At 33.6% G+C, this 22,859-nt stretch carries 13 protein-coding genes; 7 read left to right on the top strand and 6 right to left on the bottom strand.

The annotated features are described in order from the left end of the window. Positions 1–27: 27 nt before the first annotated feature. On the bottom strand, positions 28–1,674 hold the full coding sequence (locus tag K5X82_01165; GenBank protein QZT37517.1) for a SusD/RagB family nutrient-binding outer membrane lipoprotein: 1,647 nt from the start codon (positions 1,672–1,674) through the stop codon (positions 28–30). A gap of 49 nt (positions 1,675–1,723) precedes the next feature. Next, the gene (locus tag K5X82_01160; protein QZT37516.1) at positions 1,724–4,951 is read right to left on the bottom strand and encodes a SusC/RagA family TonB-linked outer membrane protein; all 3,228 of its coding nucleotides are present in this window, start codon (positions 4,949–4,951) and stop codon (positions 1,724–1,726) included. Between the two features lie 258 nt (positions 4,952–5,209). On the opposite strand from K5X82_01160, the gene K5X82_01155 reads away from it, so the two are divergent. Beyond that, on the top strand, positions 5,210–5,794 hold the full coding sequence (locus K5X82_01155) for a DUF4251 domain-containing protein (protein QZT37515.1): 585 nt from the start codon (positions 5,210–5,212) through the stop codon (positions 5,792–5,794). 100 nt (positions 5,795–5,894) lie between these two features. Here the strand turns inward: K5X82_01155 and K5X82_01150 are convergent, their stop codons facing one another. From K5X82_01150 to K5X82_01135, 4 genes are all read right to left on the bottom strand, one after another. Further along, positions 5,895–7,370: a sodium:solute symporter family protein gene (locus K5X82_01150; GenBank protein ID QZT37514.1), complete on the bottom strand. Its 1,476-nt coding sequence runs from the start codon at positions 7,368–7,370 to the stop codon at positions 5,895–5,897. A 457-nt stretch (positions 7,371–7,827) separates the two neighbouring features. After that, positions 7,828–9,330: an IS5 family transposase gene (locus tag K5X82_01145; protein QZT37513.1), complete on the bottom strand. Its 1,503-nt coding sequence runs from the start codon at positions 9,328–9,330 to the stop codon at positions 7,828–7,830. 201 nt (positions 9,331–9,531) lie between these two features. Continuing rightward, positions 9,532–11,343 (bottom strand): alpha-L-fucosidase, encoded by a 1,812-nt coding sequence (locus K5X82_01140; GenBank protein ID QZT37512.1) that lies wholly within the window; start codon positions 11,341–11,343, stop codon positions 9,532–9,534. A 108-nt stretch (positions 11,344–11,451) separates the two neighbouring features. Continuing rightward, the gene (locus tag K5X82_01135; GenBank protein QZT37511.1) at positions 11,452–13,020 is read right to left on the bottom strand and encodes a sulfatase-like hydrolase/transferase; all 1,569 of its coding nucleotides are present in this window, start codon (positions 13,018–13,020) and stop codon (positions 11,452–11,454) included. Positions 13,021–13,681: 661 nt separating this feature from the next. Here K5X82_01135 and K5X82_01130 point away from each other — a divergent pair. The 6 genes from K5X82_01130 (at position 13,682) to K5X82_01105 (ending at position 22,858) form a co-directional block, all read left to right on the top strand. Then, positions 13,682–14,629, top strand: coding sequence for a fimbrillin family protein (locus K5X82_01130; protein ID QZT37510.1), 948 nt, complete (start codon positions 13,682–13,684; stop codon positions 14,627–14,629). Positions 14,630–15,098: 469 nt separating this feature from the next. Continuing rightward, positions 15,099–15,569, top strand: coding sequence for a hypothetical protein (locus K5X82_01125; protein QZT37509.1), 471 nt, complete (start codon positions 15,099–15,101; stop codon positions 15,567–15,569). A gap of 199 nt (positions 15,570–15,768) precedes the next feature. Beyond that, positions 15,769–18,594, top strand: a complete 2,826-nt coding sequence (locus K5X82_01120; GenBank protein ID QZT37508.1) for a beta-N-acetylglucosaminidase domain-containing protein — start codon at positions 15,769–15,771, stop codon at positions 18,592–18,594. A gap of 326 nt (positions 18,595–18,920) precedes the next feature. Further along, positions 18,921–20,159 (top strand): hypothetical protein, encoded by a 1,239-nt coding sequence (locus K5X82_01115; GenBank protein QZT37507.1) that lies wholly within the window; start codon positions 18,921–18,923, stop codon positions 20,157–20,159. Positions 20,160–20,318: 159 nt separating this feature from the next. Continuing rightward, positions 20,319–20,936, top strand: coding sequence for a hypothetical protein (locus tag K5X82_01110; GenBank protein ID QZT37506.1), 618 nt, complete (start codon positions 20,319–20,321; stop codon positions 20,934–20,936). A gap of 947 nt (positions 20,937–21,883) precedes the next feature. After that, positions 21,884–22,858: an AraC family transcriptional regulator gene (locus K5X82_01105; protein QZT37505.1), complete on the top strand. Its 975-nt coding sequence runs from the start codon at positions 21,884–21,886 to the stop codon at positions 22,856–22,858. Position 22,859: the final 1 nt, after the last annotated feature.

Raw genomic sequence — 22,859 nt, 5'->3', positions numbered from 1 at the left:
TTTATATTATAAAACACCAAGCTGGTTTTAATCTTTTTCCCACCACAACTTTGTGCTCATGCGGTCAGAACCAGAACCTCCTAAAGCCTGTAGTCCAGCATTATACCCTACGGAATTCAATAAAGGCTCCAAGTTAGAATACTTCACTCGATTAGGAAGATCACTCTGAACATCACTAACAAGAGAGATAAAATAGTACTCTTTCCCTTTTTCATCTTCATCAATTACTCCTTCGGTATCAACAAAAGTTACCTCATTGGGTTTTACTAATATCGTTGGATATCCAGTACGACGATACTCAGCCCAAGTATTATAAGGTTGCATATAAAGTGCAATATATTTCTGGGTTAACACAGTTTCCATTGATGCCGCTGGCATTAGATCAATATATTCTTTGATATACTTCTCATCAACACCCCACCTCAACATAGAGGCCCTCACACCGTTTTCATATTCTGTTTGATCCCAACCCTTATATTCTGATAACAGTAAACAGACCTCTGCATAATCCATAAATGGATTCCCAAATGTAGACTGCATTGGAGAATTTGGTAATGAAACATTCTCTAAACCAACGGCCCCAGTTTCATCACTAGTTAAACCATAAGGCATTCCATCATAATTAGATACCTGATAATCACCAACACCCAACTCATCACCTTCCTTAGGAAGATACTCTCCTTTAGAAATTGACTTCGCACCTGATTTACCTGTAACCTTCGCACCTTTAGGTGCAGCATAATAGTAAAGGCGAGGATCTACAATATTAAAAGGTCCAGACTCTCCTTTTAATAAATCAATCAACGGTTTTGCCATTACAAAGTCAGTCCTATTTCCCACTGCAAATGCTTTATAAAATGGGGAACCATTCTTAGCATTATCTTCACTTCTAAACAATGCATTATCATCAACACTTTTCATAACGCCACTTTTTATTGCCTCCTCAATAGCCTTGTTTGCAAAATCAGGCTCTTTGGCACGAATTCTCATTGCAGCACGTAAAACAAGTGAATTGGCGAACTTTTTCCATTTAGAAGCATCTCCATTGAAAATATTGTCTCCTTGAGTAAATGCAACTGCTGATTCATCAATCATTTTAGCAGAAGCACTTAACTCATTTATAATATCAAAATATACTATTTTAGGATCTGCATAAAGTGGAGTTATAACATTCTCTTTAGCTTGCAGAGCTTGGAAGGTCTCGTCTTTATTTCCATAAGATTCATAAGGGATGGGGCCATATGTCTCAGTTAACAACAAAAATGTCCACGACTTTAAGATACGAGCTACAGCAATTTGGTTGTCATTTTTACCATAAGCAGACATAGCACCTTTTGTATCTTCACTAACATTCAGGTCAATAATAGTTTTCAAATCCATAAGATCTGAATATATCAACTTCCAAGCATTTGAATTAGAATTCTCTCTATAAAGATATCTATCTTCATCGGTATAGTTTGATTGGGTCCAATATTCAACCCATAATAGAGCCATACGACCTGAAAACCATTCATCCCGAATATCTTGAACCAATCGATACTGCGCATTGACAAGTAAAGTTGGAGTAGGAACTGTTTCCGGTGAATTCGGGTTCTGATTCCTTTCCGTAAGTTCATTAGAACATCCTAATAAAACGAACAATAGGACAAAGGTTATGTATTTAATGTTTTTCATAATCATTACGAAATTTAAATTACTATTCATTCCATTTGACACATTCAAACTAGAATCCAAACTTAATATTCAAACCATAGGTTGCAGTTGATGGAAGTGCTCCCCCTTCGATACCTTGCACATTTCCAGAAGAAGTAACTGATGCTTCAGGATCAAAATCTCTATTATCCAATCCCCAAGTAATCAAATTTCGCCCATAAAGCCCGACATGAAGATTTTTTACTAATCCGGTCATTTTATTAGGGAAAGTATATCCGAAAGTCACTTCTCTCAACTTAATATATGATGCATCGAAAATATTCTGTGCATCCACCAATGCATAATGGTCAGAAGAATAACGTCGACCAGAAATATTCGAAGTATTTTTAACTGGAGTTGAACTTACATTTCCATTCTTATCAGTATAGACTAACTCACCTTTCGAGTCAAATTTACCATAGACTCCATCTAAAACAACCCCTTTTTCACGAATATCAACACCATTCTGATATACAGAACCTTCTAACATTCCAGAATACATTCCCCACATATTTGAAGTAGAAAAATAACTTCCTCCATGTTGCATATCAATCAAAGCTGTTAATGTAAAATTCTTATACTTGAATGAATTGGTTAAGCCAATATTATAATCAGGAAGGACTGTTCCCAACACCTCAGGACCTTGAGATGCAAGAAAACGTCCACTAGTCGAAATTACTTTATTACCATTCTGGTCATAAACATAGTTAGTCCCCATTATTGCACCATATGACTCACCTACTGAAGCATTCACAGTAACTCTAAAAGGAGCATTTGCCATTTGATAGTTGGTAATACCATCCGAGAGAGAAACAAGCTCGTTGGTGTTTTTTGCAAAATTAAGAGAAAGATCCCAAGAGAAATCATTTGTCAAAATAGGTGTTGCTGAAAACATTAACTCAACTCCTTTGTTAGACATCTCACCCGCATTCATTGTCTTGTAGAGATAACCTGTAGAGCCCGAAATTGCCACCTGTGTAATCAAATCTTTAGTCTTATTAGAATAATAAGTAAAATCAATACCTAAACGATCTTTAAGGAACTTTAATTCTGCACCAATTTCCCATGAATAAGTTGTCTCAGGTTTAAGTTCCGAATTTGGCAAGGTATTGGGTGTACTATAACGTGGAACTCCACCAAAATTCGGCTGATAGTTTGTATAAGTCTCTTTCAAAGAGTATGGATCAGTATCATTACCAACCATTGCCCAACCAGCACGAATCTTACCAAATGAAAGCCACTCATACTCTTTCATAAATTCAAGAGAAGATAGCACGACACTTGCAGTAAATGAAGGATAAAAAAATGATCGATTCTCTTTTGGCAAAGAAGATGACCAATCATTACGGAAAGTTCCATCCAAGTAATAAGTATTTTTATACCCTAAACTAAAACTTCCATAAGCACTTACAACCATTTTCTCTTCCTCAAAATCAGTAACAGTTGCTGGATCTTTTGAGTTAGTAGTTGTATATAAGTCAGGAAGCACTAAACCTCCAGCTGTAGTCGCTGAATTAGAATAATAATTATTCGTTCTAATATTGGCACCAGCTAGTGCACTTAAATTAAAATCATCAGTCAACTGCTTATTATAATTGAACATCATTTCATAATTGTTTTCAATTGATTGACGAACCATTTCATAATAAGATGAAGTTTCTTGTGATCCAAGTGCAATACGCTGATTAATTCGAAATGTGTATGAATCATGATATGCTTTTAAACTACCTTTCAAACCATCTAAAATATCATATGTCAATCCAATATTCCCAATATATCGATTCCTTTGATCCTCAGTATAATTCTCATAACGAATCCAATAAGGGTTATTTGAATAAGCAGGCGTAGCATCATCGTATGCCGTTCTATTCCAAGATCGTTGACTACCATCAGGAGCTTTATAGAAACTTAAATGATCCATATCTAATTGACGTTGACCCCACTGAGTAAATTTCACCATAACATTACCATCACCATATCCAGTCTCTGGTCGTCCTTTAGCTTTAGTATTTATATACGAGACCCCAGCCTGAATCATAAGTTTCTCGTTTAAATATCTAGTACCATTAAAACTAACAGTATATTTATCCAAATTAGAGTGAGGCATATACCCGTTAGTATTCACACCTGAAATAGACATGCGGAACGATCCTTTATCATCGGCTCCAGAAAAGGCAACAGAATTATTATATGTAACGCCAGTTTCGAAGAAATCCTTAACATCGTTTTGTGAGGCTTGCCAAGCCCTTGGATTTAAATAATTAGCAGAATCATACTCATCATATGCATCCCAATGTAAAACTTTATGAGATGAGTCATATTTCGGTCCCCAACTAGTATCTTCATTATATTCTACAGCATCATACTGAACACCATCTATCGTTACCACATCAAACTTACCGGAACTACCTCCACCATAAGAATTTTGATAATCAGGTAAGCGATTAACAGATTCAAAACCAATACCCATATTTACAGAAACACCAAATGACTTAGCTCCACCTTTTTTGCTTCCTTTTTTTGTAGTGATCATAATAACACCATTCGCTGCTCTAGAACCGTAAAGTGCAGCAGCAGAAGGCCCCTTCAAAACAGTCATTTTCTCAATATCCTCTGGATTAATATCCTGGGCCATACTACCATAATCATAACCACCTGCACCTCGAGATGCATCCGTGGAATTAAAATTAGAGTTATCAATAGGAATACCATCCACGACAAAAAGTGGTTGATTATTTCCTGTTACAGAACTAGCACCGCGAATCAAAATTCGGCTAGAACCACCCATCGAACCAGAAGCTCCAGAGACTTGAACACCTGAAACCTTACCAGACAATGCTGCAATTACATTGTCTTGTTTGGTTTTATTCAACTCATCACCGCCTACATTTTGGACTGCATACCCCAATGCTTTCTTATCTCGAGATATTCCTAATGCAGTTACAACCACTTCATCCACACCGATCATCTTAGACTCCATCTTAACATTTACAGTGCTCCCTTTTATTTCGACAAGCACTTCTTTCATTCCAACATAACTAAATTTCAGCACTTTAGTTCCAATAGGAATTTTTAACGAATAGAATCCATCAATATTTGTTACGGTACCAACTGAAGAATTAGGAACTGTAACAGAAACGCCTGGAACGGTTTGCCCATTCGCTGCATCCGAAACAACTCCGGTTATGATTTTAGTTTGACCTCGAAGAGAAAAACTGATCATCATAAATAGACTTGCTACGATAAAGATCTTTTTCATAAATTGAAGATTTAGATTGAACATCAAAAACAAAATATTTCATATTAACAAACCTATTTTAGGTTAACTAACACAAAATACTGTTAACTGTTATCAATAGAAAAACAAACGACACATCCATTTGTTAATGAAAATCAATCTTTTTTTTGAATTTAGTTCATGGCACAGACTTTGTGTAACAGTTAAACAATTGACTATGAACATTATTAGCCTAAATCTTGTTTTATAGAATATTATGCATTTTTTAAATCACACACTATGAAAGGTAGATTTCAAGTTATAGCCATCACACTATTATGTTCATTATTCTTCTCCATTTCCATGCTACAAGCACAAGAACCCGAGAAAGAAATGACTAGAAAAGAGAAAAAAGCTCTAAAGAAAAAACAGAGAGAAGAGAGTGAGAAACTTCAGTTTGACAAAGCATCTAATGCATTAAAAAATGACAGGTGGGTTCTCGAAGCAAACACTGTTTATAACAAACGAGGTCAATCACTTCAGGTAACATCAAATACAAACTTTGTTACAGTACAAGGAGAAGATGTATATGTACAGCTAGCTTTCACCAATTTTGTAGGAGGGCCTAATGGTATCGGTGGGATAACTTTAAAAGGGAGACAAACAAAGAAAGAGTTAAATACAGACAAACATGGAAACGTTACACTTAGAATGTCTGTTATCGGAAATGCCTTAACTGTAGACATTACTGTAAACCTAACAACAGGAGGTAATTATGCTGATGCAACTGTCGAAGCAATCACTCGTGGCACAAGATTAAGATTCTCTGGAAACTTATTCGATATTGCAGAAAGCACATATTATAAAAGTGGAATGGACTTCTAGAGTATACTGTAACACACCAAAATAATAATGGGTTGCACTTAGCTAAGAACAACCCATTATTATCTAGATACACATAAACAACAGACTCGATGAAAGTTAACTACTTTAACTCTATTGATTTACCAATAACTGTCATCCCTGCTTTGTTTACAAACAGATCTGCTTTATCATTCTTGTCAGGAAAGAGTAAACTTGTCGAGATAAAGATCAATAAGCTTATAAGAACTCCAACAATAGCCTGTGTCGAAGATGCTATTTCCCAGCACACAGGAAGAGATAGCCCCATAGCTACTAGAAGATTATATGAAGAGAACAATAGCCCAAACAACATCGACAAGATTGCACCAGTAGCACTTCCTCTTTTCCAAATAAACCCTAACACTAAAGGAATAAAAGCACCTGTAGTGAGAAAATCTGATCCAATCCAAGAGATCTTTAATACAGAATCAACCCTCATGGCTATCAAAGCTGCCAAACCTCCCATAATAAGAGTTGATACTCTTCCGACCATCACATTCTTTTGTGGAGATACCGAAGGTGAAATATATCGTTTAAATACATCTATTGTTAATGACATCGCACCTGTATTAAGCAAGGAGTCCATTGTCGACATTATCGCAGAACAAAGTCCAACAAATATAATAGAACTTAACAATGGATTACTAATATTACGAACCATATCTGGAACAATACCACCAGTTGGAATAGATGAGTAAGACACTAGACTAAACATGCCTGTAAAGGTCACCATCAAGTAAAGTGGTATAAATGCAAAAAAACTAATCAACATCATCTTCTTTGCTGAAGTAGCATTTTTTGCTGCAGAAATTCTTTGCCATATATTTGCTTGAATCATCCAAGATGCCCCAAAAGTAATCACGTAAGCTAATTGATCTGAAACATTATGAAACAAAGAGGTATATCCTATTTGACCTTTTTTTTCTGCTAAACGTGAGACATTCTCTAGTCCTCCCGACGTATCATATGCAACATAGAATAAATAGATCGCAGTAAAAAGGAAAAATACAAATTGAATAAAATCAGTCAGTACAACTCCCTTAAACCCACCAAAAAAAGAGTAGCTCAGAACAATACCTGTTCCAATTAAAATCCCTGAATTATAACTTATTCCAAAAAATGAATGAAAGAATTTCCCAATCACGATAGCCTGAACAGAAGCTGTCAAAACCATAAAAACAATAATAAAAACAGTAAGTAATAGTCCAGCCCAACGATTATATCTTTGCTCCATCAATTGAGGTTGTGAGACAGTCCCAACCTTCCTTATTGCCTTCGCGAAAAGAAACATCAAAAAAGTTGATAATAATACAGGAACACCATAGATCCAGAATGAGTTAATTCCATTCCTAAAGGCATGATCAACCAGATCTATGGCTGAACCACCACCCCACCATGATGCAATAAAAGTAATCGCCAGAAGCCATGAAGGTAACCTTCTCGAAGCAAGAAAATAGTCCTCACTATTTTCACTTTTTCGATTATATAAACCTACAGAAATAATTAGAATGGTATATACCGATAAAAATATTATAGAGAGTGATGTTGTCGAAATCATTATACATTGTTTTTAGTCTAAACAAAGATAACATGAAAAAAAGGACTACCATAACAGACAATTACCATTTACATAAAAAACACCTAATTTTAATCTTTTGCCAATGAGTAGTACTTGGTGACACATATATTGTAATCAAAGAAAGAAGCACTTATTTGAATTAAAGTATCAATTGAACTAGGTTATTTGGAGATCTCGCTCCCAAACAACCTTAGAGAATAGAATATAAATGTATATTCTCTAATAAATTGACGGTAAAATAAAAAATAATTTTACAATCTTATCGCCATAGAACATTCATCTATTTAACATTTTAGATGAACCAAGTATCAACAAAGTATCCTTGAAGTATCAACAAACTACGAAGGAAACCTATAGAGATCCAAGATGCATTGTACATTTTAGACGCACGTCACTATTATAATCCATTGCTTAGATAGGGGTTGCTCAGAAAGTTTCAGAAAAATAAAATTGGCTCAGCGCCTCTATTTCTACTCCACTGATGGTAATCTATATTTTCAGAAAGAAAGTCCCTTAGGATCACTAAAATGCAGTTTAATTTCAGATAGGCACAAGAAAACTTCTGTATAAGTTTTCTTTGAAGTTTCATTAAATTATACACAAGACATATTGAAGCAATCCAGCTTTCACTTGTATCTTGTCTTCGTGCTTTTATATTGTTTAAACCATATTTTCTCTTACATGTTTCAAAGAAACCTTCAACTTCATTCCTCTTTCCCATCTCTTTTTGGAGTATTTTACTCCTCTCTTTTCCTTCTTTACTTTGAGCCTTTCTTCCCAACGGTTTTCCTATAATCTGTATATTTAAATCCTTCAAATAGCCTCTGTTTTCTCTGTTTAGATAGATCTTATCTGCATAAATTCTTGCTGGATAATAACCATGTAAGGTATAGTAGGCTTCCACCTGTTCTTTTAAATATACACCTTCATTATAAGCATTCCATTTTAATTGATCGATCTGTGCAAAACCATTAGAGATGCTTACATTAATCTTTGCACCGAATTCAGTTTTACGAGCCAGTTTGCCTCTCACAATAGGTCGAACAAAAGGCATGTGAAAGCTTACAATACGATCTTTTACTTTTTTGCCTTCAGCGATTTTAAACTGTTGTTCATAAATCTCTTTGATGAAAAAGTATTTATCTACAAGTCTCTTCATAAAAGGACTTTCTGAATTAAACTCCTGAAATAGAATGCTAACGGTAGTAATATTACGACGCAAGTAACGTAATTGTTTCTTACATCCATTCTTATTATTGCGACCTTTTTTATTCATGGCAAATGCAAGGTAGTCTTTTCTTGCCTTTCTACGATAAGTCCGTGGTTTAATAGATCCCTTCCCAGATTTACTCCATAATGAATCAATCATCCTCTCACTTTCTTCTCTTGTCTTATTCAATAAATTAAGATCCAAAGGAAAACGGATATCTGCATCTGCCACAGATGCATCAATCTTTAAGTCTCCATGATTGGTCTCTTCTTCATAATCTAGTTCCGTTACATTTGTCACTTTTAGTTGTCCTTTTTTTACAAAGGATTCGTCTGATATAATCATCGCTTGAATCATTCTCTCTAATATATCTTTTCCTACTCTTTTCCGGATATCCACAAATAACGCTGCACTAAAAACGGGGTGTTTACTGAAGGAAGGTAATCCAACAAAATATTGCAGATAGATATTCTCTTGGATCATTTTAAGGGTGTCTCTATCGGATAAATTCTGCTCATGTTTTATGATTAATGCTCCTAGAACTATACGTGCATCTTTACAGGGAGCTCCGTGGTCTCGACTCATTACACTGTAATAATAAGATGCAAAGGTGTCCCATGGTATAGCATTTGCCAAAATAACCCATCGATTCTTTTCATCGAGTTCTTGATCAAATGGATGTTTAAAACCTTCAAATAGGGACTGTTGTGTACTAATATATCGGATCATAATCTGCAAGCTTTTTGATTCATTGAAGATAAAAAATGATTACTAAAAGCTACTATAAAACCCGTATTTATTTGATAATAAACAATATACACTCTCTGAGCAACCCCTATATATTTAAAAAAGTCGCTCTAAATGTATTAGAACGACTCATTTACCAATCATCAAATCAATTAAATATTTCTGACACAAGGCATATAATAATTATGCATCAACGGGTATCAATTTGATCGTCTTTATATCAATATTCATTGTTTTATATTTTGGATTCTGTTTCTTGAATTCCACAATAGTTGTCACAAAAGGAAAATCTTCCCCTTGATTCAAATATAAAGTATTACGACCTTTTGCTCTAAGTTTTATCGTTCCAATACTCTGGGTTTTAAACCCTTTACTTTGTTTATGCCCTTTACTCTTAGATTTGACCTCTTCATTTCCATCAATCATATCAAGCTTTGCTTTACCTTTCCCACTACCAAAAAGCATAAAAGGATATTTCTCTTCACCAACAGCAAACAAAAATTTCTTATTTTGAAACTTCATCTTATAAGTGATCTCAATTCGATAAGAACCAGGTTTCTTTACATCAATATCCCAACTCCTTGAAAAATCTTTTAATATAGATCGATAACTCTCTTTTCCATATTTACCATAACAGATAGCATCACTCCCTTCAAGTAAAATTACATTATTATCCAGTGGCTCAACGATCGGATCTTTAATAACGAGAGCATTAGACAAATGGACTTTTATACCTGTAAGATATTCATCTTCATTCATATTCGACAAGTCAACAATAATATCATTTCCTTCTTTATGAAATGCAACTTTCTTTGTTGGTTCATTCATCGAGTTTATTGAGACAACAGGGCTACTTAATCCTGGAATTCTTAACTGATCAGACTCAGGCCAATTATACACAAAGAAATAAAGATCGTTGCCTTTCACAGTACACTCTCCCCATGATAATTTCTTAAATGGATTGGTCTCTACGCCCCAAATTCCCTCTTTATGATTCTTCATCCAAGAACCAATACCTTTTAATACATCTTTTTCATACTGCAAAACAGTTCCATCAGATTTAGGTCCAATATTTAACAAAAAGTTTCCTCCTCTAGCTGCAACCTGAACTAGTTTCCGAACCTGTGTCTTTATTTGCACAGGAAGTGTATCTCCTTTTACCCAAGATTTGTAACCCCAAGTGTGATAGAATGTACCAGGTGTTTCCCATGCTAGAGTATCGACAGGGATATCAGGCACATGATTATCAGGCATAGTGATAAAATCACCTTGATTATTCATTACTCGCCCATTAATCATACAGTGAGGTTGTAAATTATGTACAGTATTTGCGAAACGAACACTTTGCTCCTTTGTTGGTTCTCCCATGTCAAAAAACAACTCACAAATATCACCATAATTAGACAGAATCTCTTTCAATTGAGCAACTTGATAATCCTCATTTTCTTTGGAGACCTTACTAAAAACAGAGATCTTCTTATCATGAGGATTGACCTCAGGATTTGGTCCATTAAAATGCCAATCAGGAGTCGAGTAATAAACACCTAATTTCATATCATATTTTTTACATGCTTCAGCTAACTGCTTAAGAATATCTTTTTTATATGGAGAGGCATCCACAATATCATAAGTAGTATGCTCACTTTCGAACATACAAAAACCATCGTGATGCTTTGCAGTTAAGACCACATATTTCATTCCTGCATCTTTTGCCATCTTTACAATTGCATCAGGATCAAATTGCGTCGGATTAAATAGCTTTGCCAACATCTCATATTCATCATTTGGAATATGAGCATGACGTTGAATCTGTTCTCCTAATTTCTCTATCTGTTTTCCTTTCCACACCCCTGCTGGGACAGAATATATTCCCCAATGAATAAATAGCCCAAATTTCATTTTCTGCCACTCTTTAATTGCAGTAACATTCTGAATAGGTTTATTACTCTTAGGCTTTGGTTTTTCTTTACAACCAATGAAAAAAGACTGCATCATACATAGTATAAGCAATCTACAAATCCTCTTTTTTGAAAATTTAAGCATACAAAAATTATTAAAATTAAACGTGCAGCTTATCGGTAAACAAGCTGCACGCATCTATAATTAATTTACTACCGTAGTAGGTGTCCACTTTGTGGACTCTTCAAATACAATACTTTCATCATAAAATTGGTAATCTCTATGATTATACAAATGCTTCTTAACAGACTTTGGTTTAACATATTGACGCATAAAGCGATCTCCTCTTTTTGTTTTTAAATAAGGATGATTCTTCTTGAGTCCAACATATTTATTCTGTAATAGATCTTTAAACATCTGAAGTGTCTTTTGAGAGCCCTTTCTATCTTCCGCTCTCTCATAACCTTTGCCATTATTATGTTGTCCACAATAATAATAACGACCATTGGGCACCCCCAATATTGGATCAACAACTTCCAAAAGGTGATCTCTAGTTCGAAGCATTTGTGTTGAAGCAGAGCATGCCATAATCACATCCTTATGTGTATCACTCTGTCCAGTTAAGAAAGGGGTCATATCAACACCATCACAGGAAAAGTTTTTAGGGTAATCATTTTCTGATAAACCAATGATGGTTGGAAGAATATCAGTTGCATCACATATTTCATGTGTCATACCTCTTTTCTTGATCCCCTTACCACAAACAATATACGGCACATGAACGGCACGTTCAACTCCCCTCGATTTTGCAGTTACTGCAGTTCCATTGTCCGCAGTAAAGATGATTACTGTATTATCAATTTGATTATTTCTCTCAAGAGTTTCATAAATACGACCAACAAGAATATCAATATAATCAATCATCTCCTCAAATCTCTGATCATTAGGCATCTTTGAACCTTTGTTAGGATGATTACTTCCACTCTTCGTTCTCAGAGGTGTTTCGACATAGGGACCATGAGGCAATGTCATTGGATAATATGCTAAAAACGGGGAGCTACTCTTTGAGGAAGTATCAATAAAATCACAAATAAATTTACAGAAAATATCGGGGCCAAAATCAGTAGAATTTGTCTCAACCTCTTTATGGTCTTGGATAATACATGGATGCCAATAACGTGCTGATTTTACACTTTTTGAATTGGTGACCATAGCTGGAGTTTCTGTTCCGCCACTCCATGTCTTATTTGTAATCTCTTTATAAGTTTGAACTCCTTCCCACATACAGTAAGTATCAAAACCAGCACATGCTTCATCTTGATGTTCCGCACCACCGATATGCCATTTACCTGCGACTGCTGTCTTATACCCTTGGTCCTGTAGTATCTTAGAAAAAGTTGGGTGATTATGAAAAATCTTATTTGTATTTTTCCGGTTATTCCCTTCTGGTATTGCAAAAGCATTATAATAAGAACCTGTTGTTGTACCATAACATCCAGTCAAGATCTCCGCTCTCGCAGGGCTACATATGGCTGAATTCCATGCAGTACTAAACACGACTCCTTCAGAGGCTAATTTATCAATATTGGGAGTATGCGTTTTTGCGTTGCCATAACACCCAAACATATCGAAACTCACATCGTCACACATAATAACGACGAAATTCGTTTTCGAATCATCTCTTTCAGAGGCTACCACTGTAGTTGGAGCAAGAATCCCAACAGAAGCCATACCTAAAAGTAATTTTCGCTGTACATTATTAAATAAATCCATTAAAAAAAATTGAGAGTGTGAAATTCAATGTATAAATAATTAGGCGACGTCACCACAACATTGATGATTGCTAAAATATAGCTATTAGAGGTTAGCTTATAAAACGAACATCACAATTCGTAACAATGGAGTAACCATTTGAACACCATAAACAATCAATCACTCTCCATCTCCATTTATGATATATTCTCTATCATTATTTGCAACTATTGTATCACTGTCCTTAAGGAATAAACACAACAAAAAAACATGACACAAAAACAACAACAACCTAATAATAAAACACTTAATATCGATAATAATATGACAAAGTCTAATATTATCACAACTCTAGCTTGAAAAAATATACAATGTCATTTTTTCACTATTCAATCATTATTTCTTTCAATGATATGATTCAATTAATAATAGTTACAATACAGTCATTAATAGAGCACAAAAACGGTATAAATCATATTATTAAACTCTAAAACATCTTCAAATACATTTTTCGACTCTAAGATATTCACAAGAATCATGTCTATCTAAGTATTTTTCTAATATCACCAACCAGATAACACTCGAGGATGACCAAAGAAATTAATAGCGATAACAATTAACAAAAACATTCATTCGAATAATGTGTTAAGAAGCAATATAAAACCCTCAACACTTAGATATTATGAAAACAACTATCACCATTCAAATATTCACCATAGGATTCATGATAATTCTATTCACATCATGTAGTAATGATGTGAATCATGACAGTAACAATCTAATGGATAAAAAGCAAGTCACGTTTACAACATCTATTAAATCACTAGAATCAATCGATGTAACGAAACGTAAAACAGCATTTTATGGTATTAGTTTCAACAACGATGACAAAATAGGCATCTATTCATCTACAGCAACCTTAGCTGCCTCAGGAAATTATTTCGAGAATATCAGTTACACCTCTGATGCAAGTGATAATATTTCACTATCTGAAGGAGAGACTCCGGTTTATTGGCCAACGAACATCAGTTCTTTAAATTTCTTTGCCTATCATCCATATAAAGAAGGAGGAGTAGATGCTGGAACAACAACGTTAAGCTTTTCTGTGGCTTTAAACCAAAACATAGGGAATTCTGCTTTTGATTATGATTTAGTATATGCAAAATCATTAGGTGTAACATCTGGAGCTGATATTCCTCTTTCATTTGAACACAAGCTATGCAGGGTAGCAGTACAACTATTTAGTGGAACAGAGACACTCATTACAAATCAAATCGACAGTGTTGTAATCAATAATGTTTACAAAAATGTGGAGCTAAATTTAGCTTCTGGAGATCTAACAATACCATCACAACCCAAAGTTAATATTCGATTGGATCTCTTTGATGCCGGACAAAATTTCACATCAATCATCCCTCCGATTGATGAAGCTACAGATGTTGAAATAGCTGTATATCGTAATGATGGCAATAGTTTTATTGCATCACTTCCATCTACTACCTTTCAAGGTGGTTACAGTTATAAATATAATGTTTTCTTGGATAAAAAAGTTATTTCAGTTTCACCCGTTACTGTTGGATATTGGTGGTCAGAAGATTCTCAAGATGTCAATGCAACATCTACAAATTAACCATTACAAGAGTCTAAGAACATAATTCTGTTCTTAGACTCCCTCTTTAATAGAAACAACACAGAACCATGATGATAAAGATCTCTTTAATCCTAACAAATATTATCATTTTGTCTTCTTGTTAATACTGATTACACAACGATAAAGGAACCATTGTACATATCCACTCATATCGAAGACAATCACATAAACTCTAATTCTGGAGTTTTTTTTAATGAAGGAACAGCAATAGGAGTCTACTCCAACAATGGAAGAATGCTTACAGGATCCATCAATGTTTTATTTCAAAAAAATCAAAAATACATTTCAGATAGGCATCACTTATTTATGCCTGAGAAAAAACATATTGGCCAGAACATAGACCAATAATTACAATATATGCATATTCACCATACTGGAATACTAACCGATAAACAAATTAATTAATGATTCTCTATTGGCATTTTCTATCTTATTAAATCAAAATATTATGCCTCAAGAGAATGTATTGTATGCAAAAGTTGAAGATTTTGACAAAAGGAACAATAAGCTTCCAATACCATTATATTTTAAACCACTCTTAAATAAAGTCACTGTAGATATAAAAAAATCATTGACCAACTCTAAGGTCCAATCAGTTTCAATATCCAATGTATCTACATCTTTCAAACTATACATCGACAATAATACAAAAGACAAAATTAACCTCAATAAAAATAATAGAACCTCTTTTTCTGCTCTTGTTCCACCAATGAATAGGTATACACATGGTACCCTTACAATAAGCTATCAAAATGGAGATATATTTAAAATTCCTATTCCTCCTATTGATTTGACAAGCAATACTAATTATATCTTCCAAGTTATGATACAACAGAACAACGCTTATATTCAAAATATTGAGATAAACTCTTGGATTAATAGCACAACTTCAATTATTCATGGAACTCAGAATGATTAATTCAAACAACTATGATCATCCTATAAATTTGAGATCTCCAATGAGTAAAAACAAGCAGTTCTGCTACGGAAATTATTCTATAAAAAAAACCTAAATTATTACCTAACCAGAATTTCGCACAAACTATCTTGGAATCTTTTTGTACTTTCATAAGCAAAACACTGAAAATTACATACAACTAATAGAAAAAGTGATTATTATGAAGACAAGAAGAACTCTTTTACTATGGATATTGCTGCTAAACTTCACCAGTTTCGCACAGAATATACCATCTATTTTTCCAACTCCTCAACAAATAACACAGCTAAACATTAAGGATGGAAAGAAATTTGATTTTGATCGCTCATACCAAATAAAGAGTGATCCAAAATTATCTATAGAACACTCCAATTCAATTAAACTTATATTTCCTAATAGTAACCCTAGAGCAGATCTTAAAATAATTATAGGACTCAGTTCATCAAAACACTTTAAGAAGTATGGCAAGGAAGTTCCTAAGAAATCTGGAGCATATAAAATACAGATGACCTCAAACAAACTTTGTCTTATTGGTTTTGATGACAGAGGAGTACACTATGGATTACAAACTCTTAAGCAACTTTTAAAGCAGGAGTGCAATAATATAGAGATTATTGATTTTCCTGATGTTAAACACAGAGGAGTGGTCGAAGGTTTCTATGGAACACCATGGAGCTTTGAAGACAGAAAAAGACAATTAGAGTTCTATGGAAAACACCGTCTAAATACTTACATCTATGGCCCCAAAGACGACCCATATCACAGTTCACCAAACTGGAGAAAACCTTATCCAGAAAAACAGGCCAATGAAATTAAAAAACTTACTGCCATTGCCGTAAAGAATCACGTTGATTTTGTCTGGGCAATTCACCCAGGAAAAGATATTCAATGGGATAATAAAGACCAACAAGCATTGGTTGACAAATTCGAAAGTATGTATAAACTTGGAGTCAGAGGTTTTGCAGTCTTCTTTGATGACATCTCAGGAATTGGTACCGATCCTAAAAACCAGGCATCCCTTTTGAACCATCTTATTGATAAATTCTACTCAAAACATGCCGATCTCACACCTCTAATTATGTGTCCTACAGAATATACAAAACAGTGGGCTGATCCTAGCGATACAGGATATCTAAGTATCTTAGGAGATGACATGAATGAATCGGTTCAGGTAATGTGGACAGGAGATGCAGTGGTTGGACATATTACTAAATCGACACTTGATTGGGTACGAAAAAGAATTAATCGTAATGCTTATATATGGTGGAACTATCCTGTAAGTGATTACTGTACGCACAATCTTCTTCTCGGCCCATGCTATGGATTAACCAGTAAAGGTGCAAATGGTATGAATGGTTTTGTTGCGAATCCAATGGAATATGCAACGGCATCAGAAATATCGTTATTCAGTGCATCTGAATATGCATGGAATGTAAAAGCGTTCGATCCCATTAAATCATGGAATAGATCGATTGAAACCTTATTACCCGAAGTAGCTGACGAATACAAGTTTTTCGCAGACTTTAATGTTGATGCGAACGCATCTTGGGGATGGAAAACTGGAAAAGAATCCATAGAATTTAAAAAACTAATAGATAGTCATAACTTAGAAGCATTGAGAGAGCAATTTCAACAAATGATTATATCAGCGGAGAATATTTTACTTCGACTAGATGATACTGATCTAAAACGTGAAATTACACCTTGGTTACATCAGTTTAAATGGGCTGGTTACCTTGGAATAAACTTACTAGATCAACAAAAATATCTAAACGACGGAAATCTAAAACAGGCTTGGCAACTTTTGCTTACGACATCAAAAATAAAAGATCGAATAGCCTCAATAAGTCAAACGGAAAACCTTGGTCGTGGTGTTGAAGTAGGTAGTAGTGTTCTACAGCCATTTTTAAAAACTACGGATAAAAAACAAAAGCTAGAATTCATTTCAAAAATAACAGGCAATGAAGTAAAAGAACCAAAGTTATTTGGCTATACTACCATTGGAGCTAATTCTAATAATGTATTTGATGAAGACATAAACACAAGCTATACATTTAAAAAGCCTATAAAAGAAGGGGATTATATTGGTGTTGACTTAATGAATCCAACGCCAATACATTCTATCGATATATATCAATCTAGCTCAAGAGATCATATCAAAGAAGGAGTACTAGAGTACTCAAACGATGGAAAATCATGGAAGTTACTATCAAACCAAAAATATTCTGGACCTATTATTCACTTTACTGGAAATGACCATCCTTTACAAGCTCGTTATATCAGATATGTTTCGAAATATAATCCAACAAAAGGAAAAGGTAATTGGGTGAAGATTCATGATATTTTTATCAACCGTAACGAACCATACGCTACATTAATATATTCAAGTCGTCCATTTAGAAATATGCCATTTAATATGGATCAAAATAGTCTTAGTTTTAATAAAAAACTCGAAATTACTACTATTAACCCAAATCAAAAAATCATTCTCTCTTTCTTGAGAAACGAAAACATAAAAGAACTGAACCTTGATCTTGGAGAGCAGTATAATCAATTAGAGTGTTATGTCACAGATAAAGACAACAAAAAAATTGTACTAAAGACAGGGATTATTAATGGCTCTTTTAAAATAGATCGTTCAATTAAAAGATTGGTTATTCAAAATAAAACCAATAAATCCGAGCCTGTAAGACTCTTAAAATTTAATTTGGTATTTAATCATGCTATAGATATTGAAAATCGTCTTTATGATAGAGATTTCCAAACAGCATACCCATTAAAACCAAAAAATGAAATTACGATTACGAAACGGGTAAAAGAACATGGTTATATTTTATTTAAAGACAACACTGATGGTCTTAAAATAGAGTTAACTAGAAATAATGGAGAAATATTACGACATAACATAAATGAGAAGTTATACAGAATTCCTCAAGTTGAAGAAATAATCAAATGTAAATTAATAAACCAATCGAATCGAGTAATTAATATTGTAGAGATACTATAAATCCATAATTTAGAGCAAAGAACGATCTTCTCTTTAAATTATATTGAAAAGAATCAATGAAATAATATCTTTTCATTGATTCTTTTTTATTAGCACAAAGTAGTTAACTGACATATCGAAAGTTTCTTGTTCTACTTCGACTTAAACTTCATCCTTATATCTTTATAAGAATATCATACTCTTTTTATGACCCAAATAGAACGAGATTCGAAATAAATCATCAATAACACACCAATAAGTTAACTTAAGATAAATAACACATCTCCATAAAACATATTTTAACGATATTTAGTTTATATCAATTGAACAATATAAACTAAATGAAAATGAAAATCAATTTTCTAGACAAAATCAAATTTGAAATCAACAAGAGAGACTCATATCAGTATTTTTATCAATACTGGCATTACAAGAACAACCTTGATGGATCCAAATTACAAGAAGCACTTAAGCAAATATATAGTCATTACCCAAAACTAAACAAGAAACTTAAGATCATAGATGATGATTATATGTATAATGATCATAAGTTTTCATCATTTTATCATGAATTAAAACCATCCAAAGAGAGTATGGATGAAAGTATTCAGCATTTTTTATCTATGCAGGTCAATGAATATATTTCAAGCTCTAATGAAGCCCCATTAATTCTAGTACACATTACCACAAAGAGTCAAAGCACATTACTCTTTTTACATAATCATATCTACTATGATGGGCATTCTGCTTTAGCTCTGACTGAACAATTATGGAATATTATTGACGAAAAACAGGTCGAATCACCACCTTATGATGTGAGTGATGCAGAAATCTTAGACTCTCTTAGCCACAAAACAATCCTCAAGAAGGTTAATTTTCCTTTCTGCCTTGCAAAACATCTTATTCGTAGCATGAAATTCTCTAAAAAAGAGAAGTCTATAGAAAAGATTTATACAAAGGCTTCTACAAAAGTAAACTACCACTCCTTTTATATCCGTAGGGAAAAACTAGGAGCAGAGTCTCAAGATTACTCGAACAATACGAAGTTAGTAGCTCTTATTTCTGAGCAATTAATAGAAATGAAGGGTCATTTAACGGCACATCAATGCATTATCTCCATTCCACAAAACATAAGAAACAAAAAACTTGATCTTTTCGGAAATGCAGTGAATAGCATTTCCATAGAAGTAGATAAACACATGAATCTTTCAAAAAAAATGGAAACCATTCACCAAACGATACATAAATATAAATCACCGAACTATATTAAAGCATCTTACCTCCTTTCAACGATTCTGACAAAGAATAAAAAAGACAAAGAGCTGCTTTCTCCATTTGTTAAATTAAGCAAGAAACATCACTGTTATATTAGTAACCATGGCAAATCGGACAAGCTCTTACAGAATCCGGATCTTATTCGTAATGGTGCATTTAATTATCCACTTCAGGAGTACTATGGACTTATTTTCACTCTATCATATACCAAAGAACATTTTTGCATCGGTATCGCCTCCTCAGATCAAATCTTTATACGAAAAGAGTTACACGACTTTGAAATTGGAATAAAAAATAAAGTAACACAATAAGAATTAACTATAAAAATGAAAAATAGAATGTTTATTTCACATATTCAACTTTCACTATTTAACCGATTAAAATTATCATAATATCAAACAATAAGTAATAAACCAATGTAATTATCGCTCCCCTTCAAGTTACCAATACTGTAAAATCAAAAACGTACTATGAATAAAAAAATTATTCTATATCTATGGGGAGCGATTATCATATGTCTAATATCCATATCTGAATCTCCAAACTACTTCATTCATACCAAAACAGGTCAATTTGTTACATGTAGACTCTTAAACCAAGGTCTAACATTTAAACCCAAAGGCAAAAATAGAGACACATTAACAGCGAAAGGTTACATATACTACAATTCAGTCTCGGATTTCAAATGTGCCATCAAGAAATTCCCCAAAGCAAAAACACTTATTCTTGACACCATTCCAGGTAGCTTTGATCAAAATCAAAGCATTATACTCGGCAATATGATTAGAGTTTTAAATATGAACACAGTAATTCCTAAAGATGGGATTGTTTACGGATGTGGGATAAACTTATTCTTAGCAGGAAATAATCGGATGGTTCATGACTCTTGTTGTATAAAAATCCCTGCACTAAACAGTCGTGAAAGGTTAACGGTCACAGTTGAAGAACAAAGAAACAGAGAACAACAGGAATATTACTATCAGAAGATGGGATTAAAACACAATTTCATTGAATATATCGAAGAGAACCAACCACTGAGTCAACTAATTATAACAGCTAAAGAACTAAAGAATTTTCTCTCGAGATAAATTGTATCGTTAAACTTAAACATTTACACCAAAGACTACTCATTCTTGAAGCTAAAGCTTCTCGCATTTAAAGAGTAGCTCTGGTGTAAAAAGCAGGAGACTTTTTTAAAGTTTCAGAATAAATGCCTCCTTTAATTAACGAAATCAATATGAAAACAGAAATTGTACAATTAAAATTAGATTCTATCACAACCCAGTATTTTGCGATAAAACCCATTCTATAATTATTAGACAAACGAATACCCCATTTTGTTACAATTAAAATGTAAAAAAATCATAAACCTGATAATATTACTGTTACACCTAAAATCAATTAAGAACATTTTATCTTCGAACCACATACCTCCTTCTTAATCAAAGGAAATAAAAAACACCTTGACAACAGCCTCTATTGGACTCTAAACATATCAACAAACGAAAAAAAGAATATACTCATCAAAATAAAAACATGTAATCGTATGCCCAATACGAAATAACAAATCATTAAAACACAACTTGACAAATCAACTTCTGACATGGATACGATCTCACTCGACTCTGTCCCGACCCTCTTCCTACTATTATTCGTACATTGGTCATATATTGTTTAGATCTACATCACATATTGTGTGAAGAAGACATAACTAATATGTGCCCAATATGTGAGGGATATATGAACAATAGTCGAATGAGAGTAGAAAGAGAGTCGAATCAGAGTGCTTTGAACTAGGAGCTTTATCGATTTTCAAACAAACAATCAGTCTTTAGGTCATGTTTGGCAGGCAAGAGAGTCATTTATCTAAACTAGTAAGATTGAGATAAAACAAGTAACCTGAAGTTAATATTCATCACATAAACATGCATTACAATCATATCCTTGAAGCTTTTAATTCATTACGTTTTTGTATATCTTAGATCTATATACAAAGTGTAAAGTAACACACCAAGGTACAATAAAAGGATTTAACATGATGAATTTTGCCATAAATATCACCTCTTTTCAAGAACATAAAGATAAAATATGTGAGATCTTTGATGGAGATTGGATTACACCAAACTTCTTACAAGTGGATACTAATTCTGCTTCAGGAATCATCTATTTTCATGAAATTCATCAAACCTACTTTATTCTATTCTACCTCACATTCCATGAAGACATCCACTTTAATATAACTTATCAGAGGAATGATCACTTTACGCACGTCTCTTCATTTTTCAATAACAGTCTTCAGGTGCAGAATCTTAATAATGACAATCTATATAAGTTTCGTCATCAAGGCTTTTATACAAGTACAACGAATATAAATATTAAAGGTGATTACAAAAAGGGAGATCGATTTCACACAATCAAAGCATTCTTTTCGCATAATTCATTTAACCTTTTAACAAATCCCAAAGCCAAAGAGTACTTTGAAAAGAAAGAAAGCTTTTTCTATTACTTCGATGCGAAAGTAGATTTGATCCATCTTCTTAGTTCTCTAGGCCATGTATTTCTTTATGATAAAGAAATACAAACAAAACTTTTCCGTCTAAAACTAGAAGAGCTCTTCTTGGTTTCCATGACCTATCTTAATGAGGTTGAAACAGAACCTATTCCTATTGACAATAAGGTGTCTGATTATCAACAGAAGAAAGTAACCGATATACGTGATCGAATTATATCAGATCTATCACATCGCCCAAATGTTACAGAATTATCAAAAGAGGTTGGTATACACAAGAACCAATTACAAGCATTATTTCAACAGTATTATGGTAAAACTATCTACAATTACTACACGACCATTAGAATGCAGAAAGTACGAGAGATGCTTCTTGCTCAGGAAATGACAATTTCGGAAGTAGCTTACCATTTTGGGTTTAGTAGTATTCAACACCTTTCTAGTAGTTTTACTAACTTTTTCGGGATGTCTCCAAAATCATACCTAGACATAATGAAGTAAA

The sequence above is a fragment of the Prolixibacteraceae bacterium genome (assembly GCA_019856515.1).
Taxonomy (GTDB): domain Bacteria; phylum Bacteroidota; class Bacteroidia; order Bacteroidales; family Prolixibacteraceae; genus Halosquirtibacter; species Halosquirtibacter xylanolyticus.
The sequence above is the reverse complement of the archived record's forward strand: the minus strand, read 5'-3'. Positions and strand labels throughout refer to the sequence as shown.

Coding starts and splice junctions, on each gene's coding strand:
- K5X82_01105 (QZT37505.1), top strand. CDS start 21,884: ATGATGAATTTTGCCATAAATATCACCTCTTTTCAAGAACATAAAGAT.
- K5X82_01110 (QZT37506.1), top strand. CDS start 20,319: ATGAATAAAAAAATTATTCTATATCTATGGGGAGCGATTATCATATGT.
- K5X82_01145 (QZT37513.1), bottom strand. CDS start 9,330: ATGATCCGATATATTAGTACACAACAGTCCCTATTTGAAGGTTTTAAA.
- K5X82_01130 (QZT37510.1), top strand. CDS start 13,682: ATGAAAACAACTATCACCATTCAAATATTCACCATAGGATTCATGATA.
- K5X82_01160 (QZT37516.1), bottom strand. CDS start 4,951: ATGAAAAAGATCTTTATCGTAGCAAGTCTATTTATGATGATCAGTTTT.
- K5X82_01155 (QZT37515.1), top strand. CDS start 5,210: ATGAAAGGTAGATTTCAAGTTATAGCCATCACACTATTATGTTCATTA.
- K5X82_01120 (QZT37508.1), top strand. CDS start 15,769: ATGAAGACAAGAAGAACTCTTTTACTATGGATATTGCTGCTAAACTTC.
- K5X82_01150 (QZT37514.1), bottom strand. CDS start 7,370: ATGATTTCGACAACATCACTCTCTATAATATTTTTATCGGTATATACC.
- K5X82_01165 (QZT37517.1), bottom strand. CDS start 1,674: ATGAAAAACATTAAATACATAACCTTTGTCCTATTGTTCGTTTTATTA.
- K5X82_01140 (QZT37512.1), bottom strand. CDS start 11,343: ATGATGCAGTCTTTTTTCATTGGTTGTAAAGAAAAACCAAAGCCTAAG.
- K5X82_01135 (QZT37511.1), bottom strand. CDS start 13,020: ATGGATTTATTTAATAATGTACAGCGAAAATTACTTTTAGGTATGGCT.
- K5X82_01115 (QZT37507.1), top strand. CDS start 18,921: ATGAAAATCAATTTTCTAGACAAAATCAAATTTGAAATCAACAAGAGA.
- K5X82_01125 (QZT37509.1), top strand. CDS start 15,099: ATGCCTCAAGAGAATGTATTGTATGCAAAAGTTGAAGATTTTGACAAA.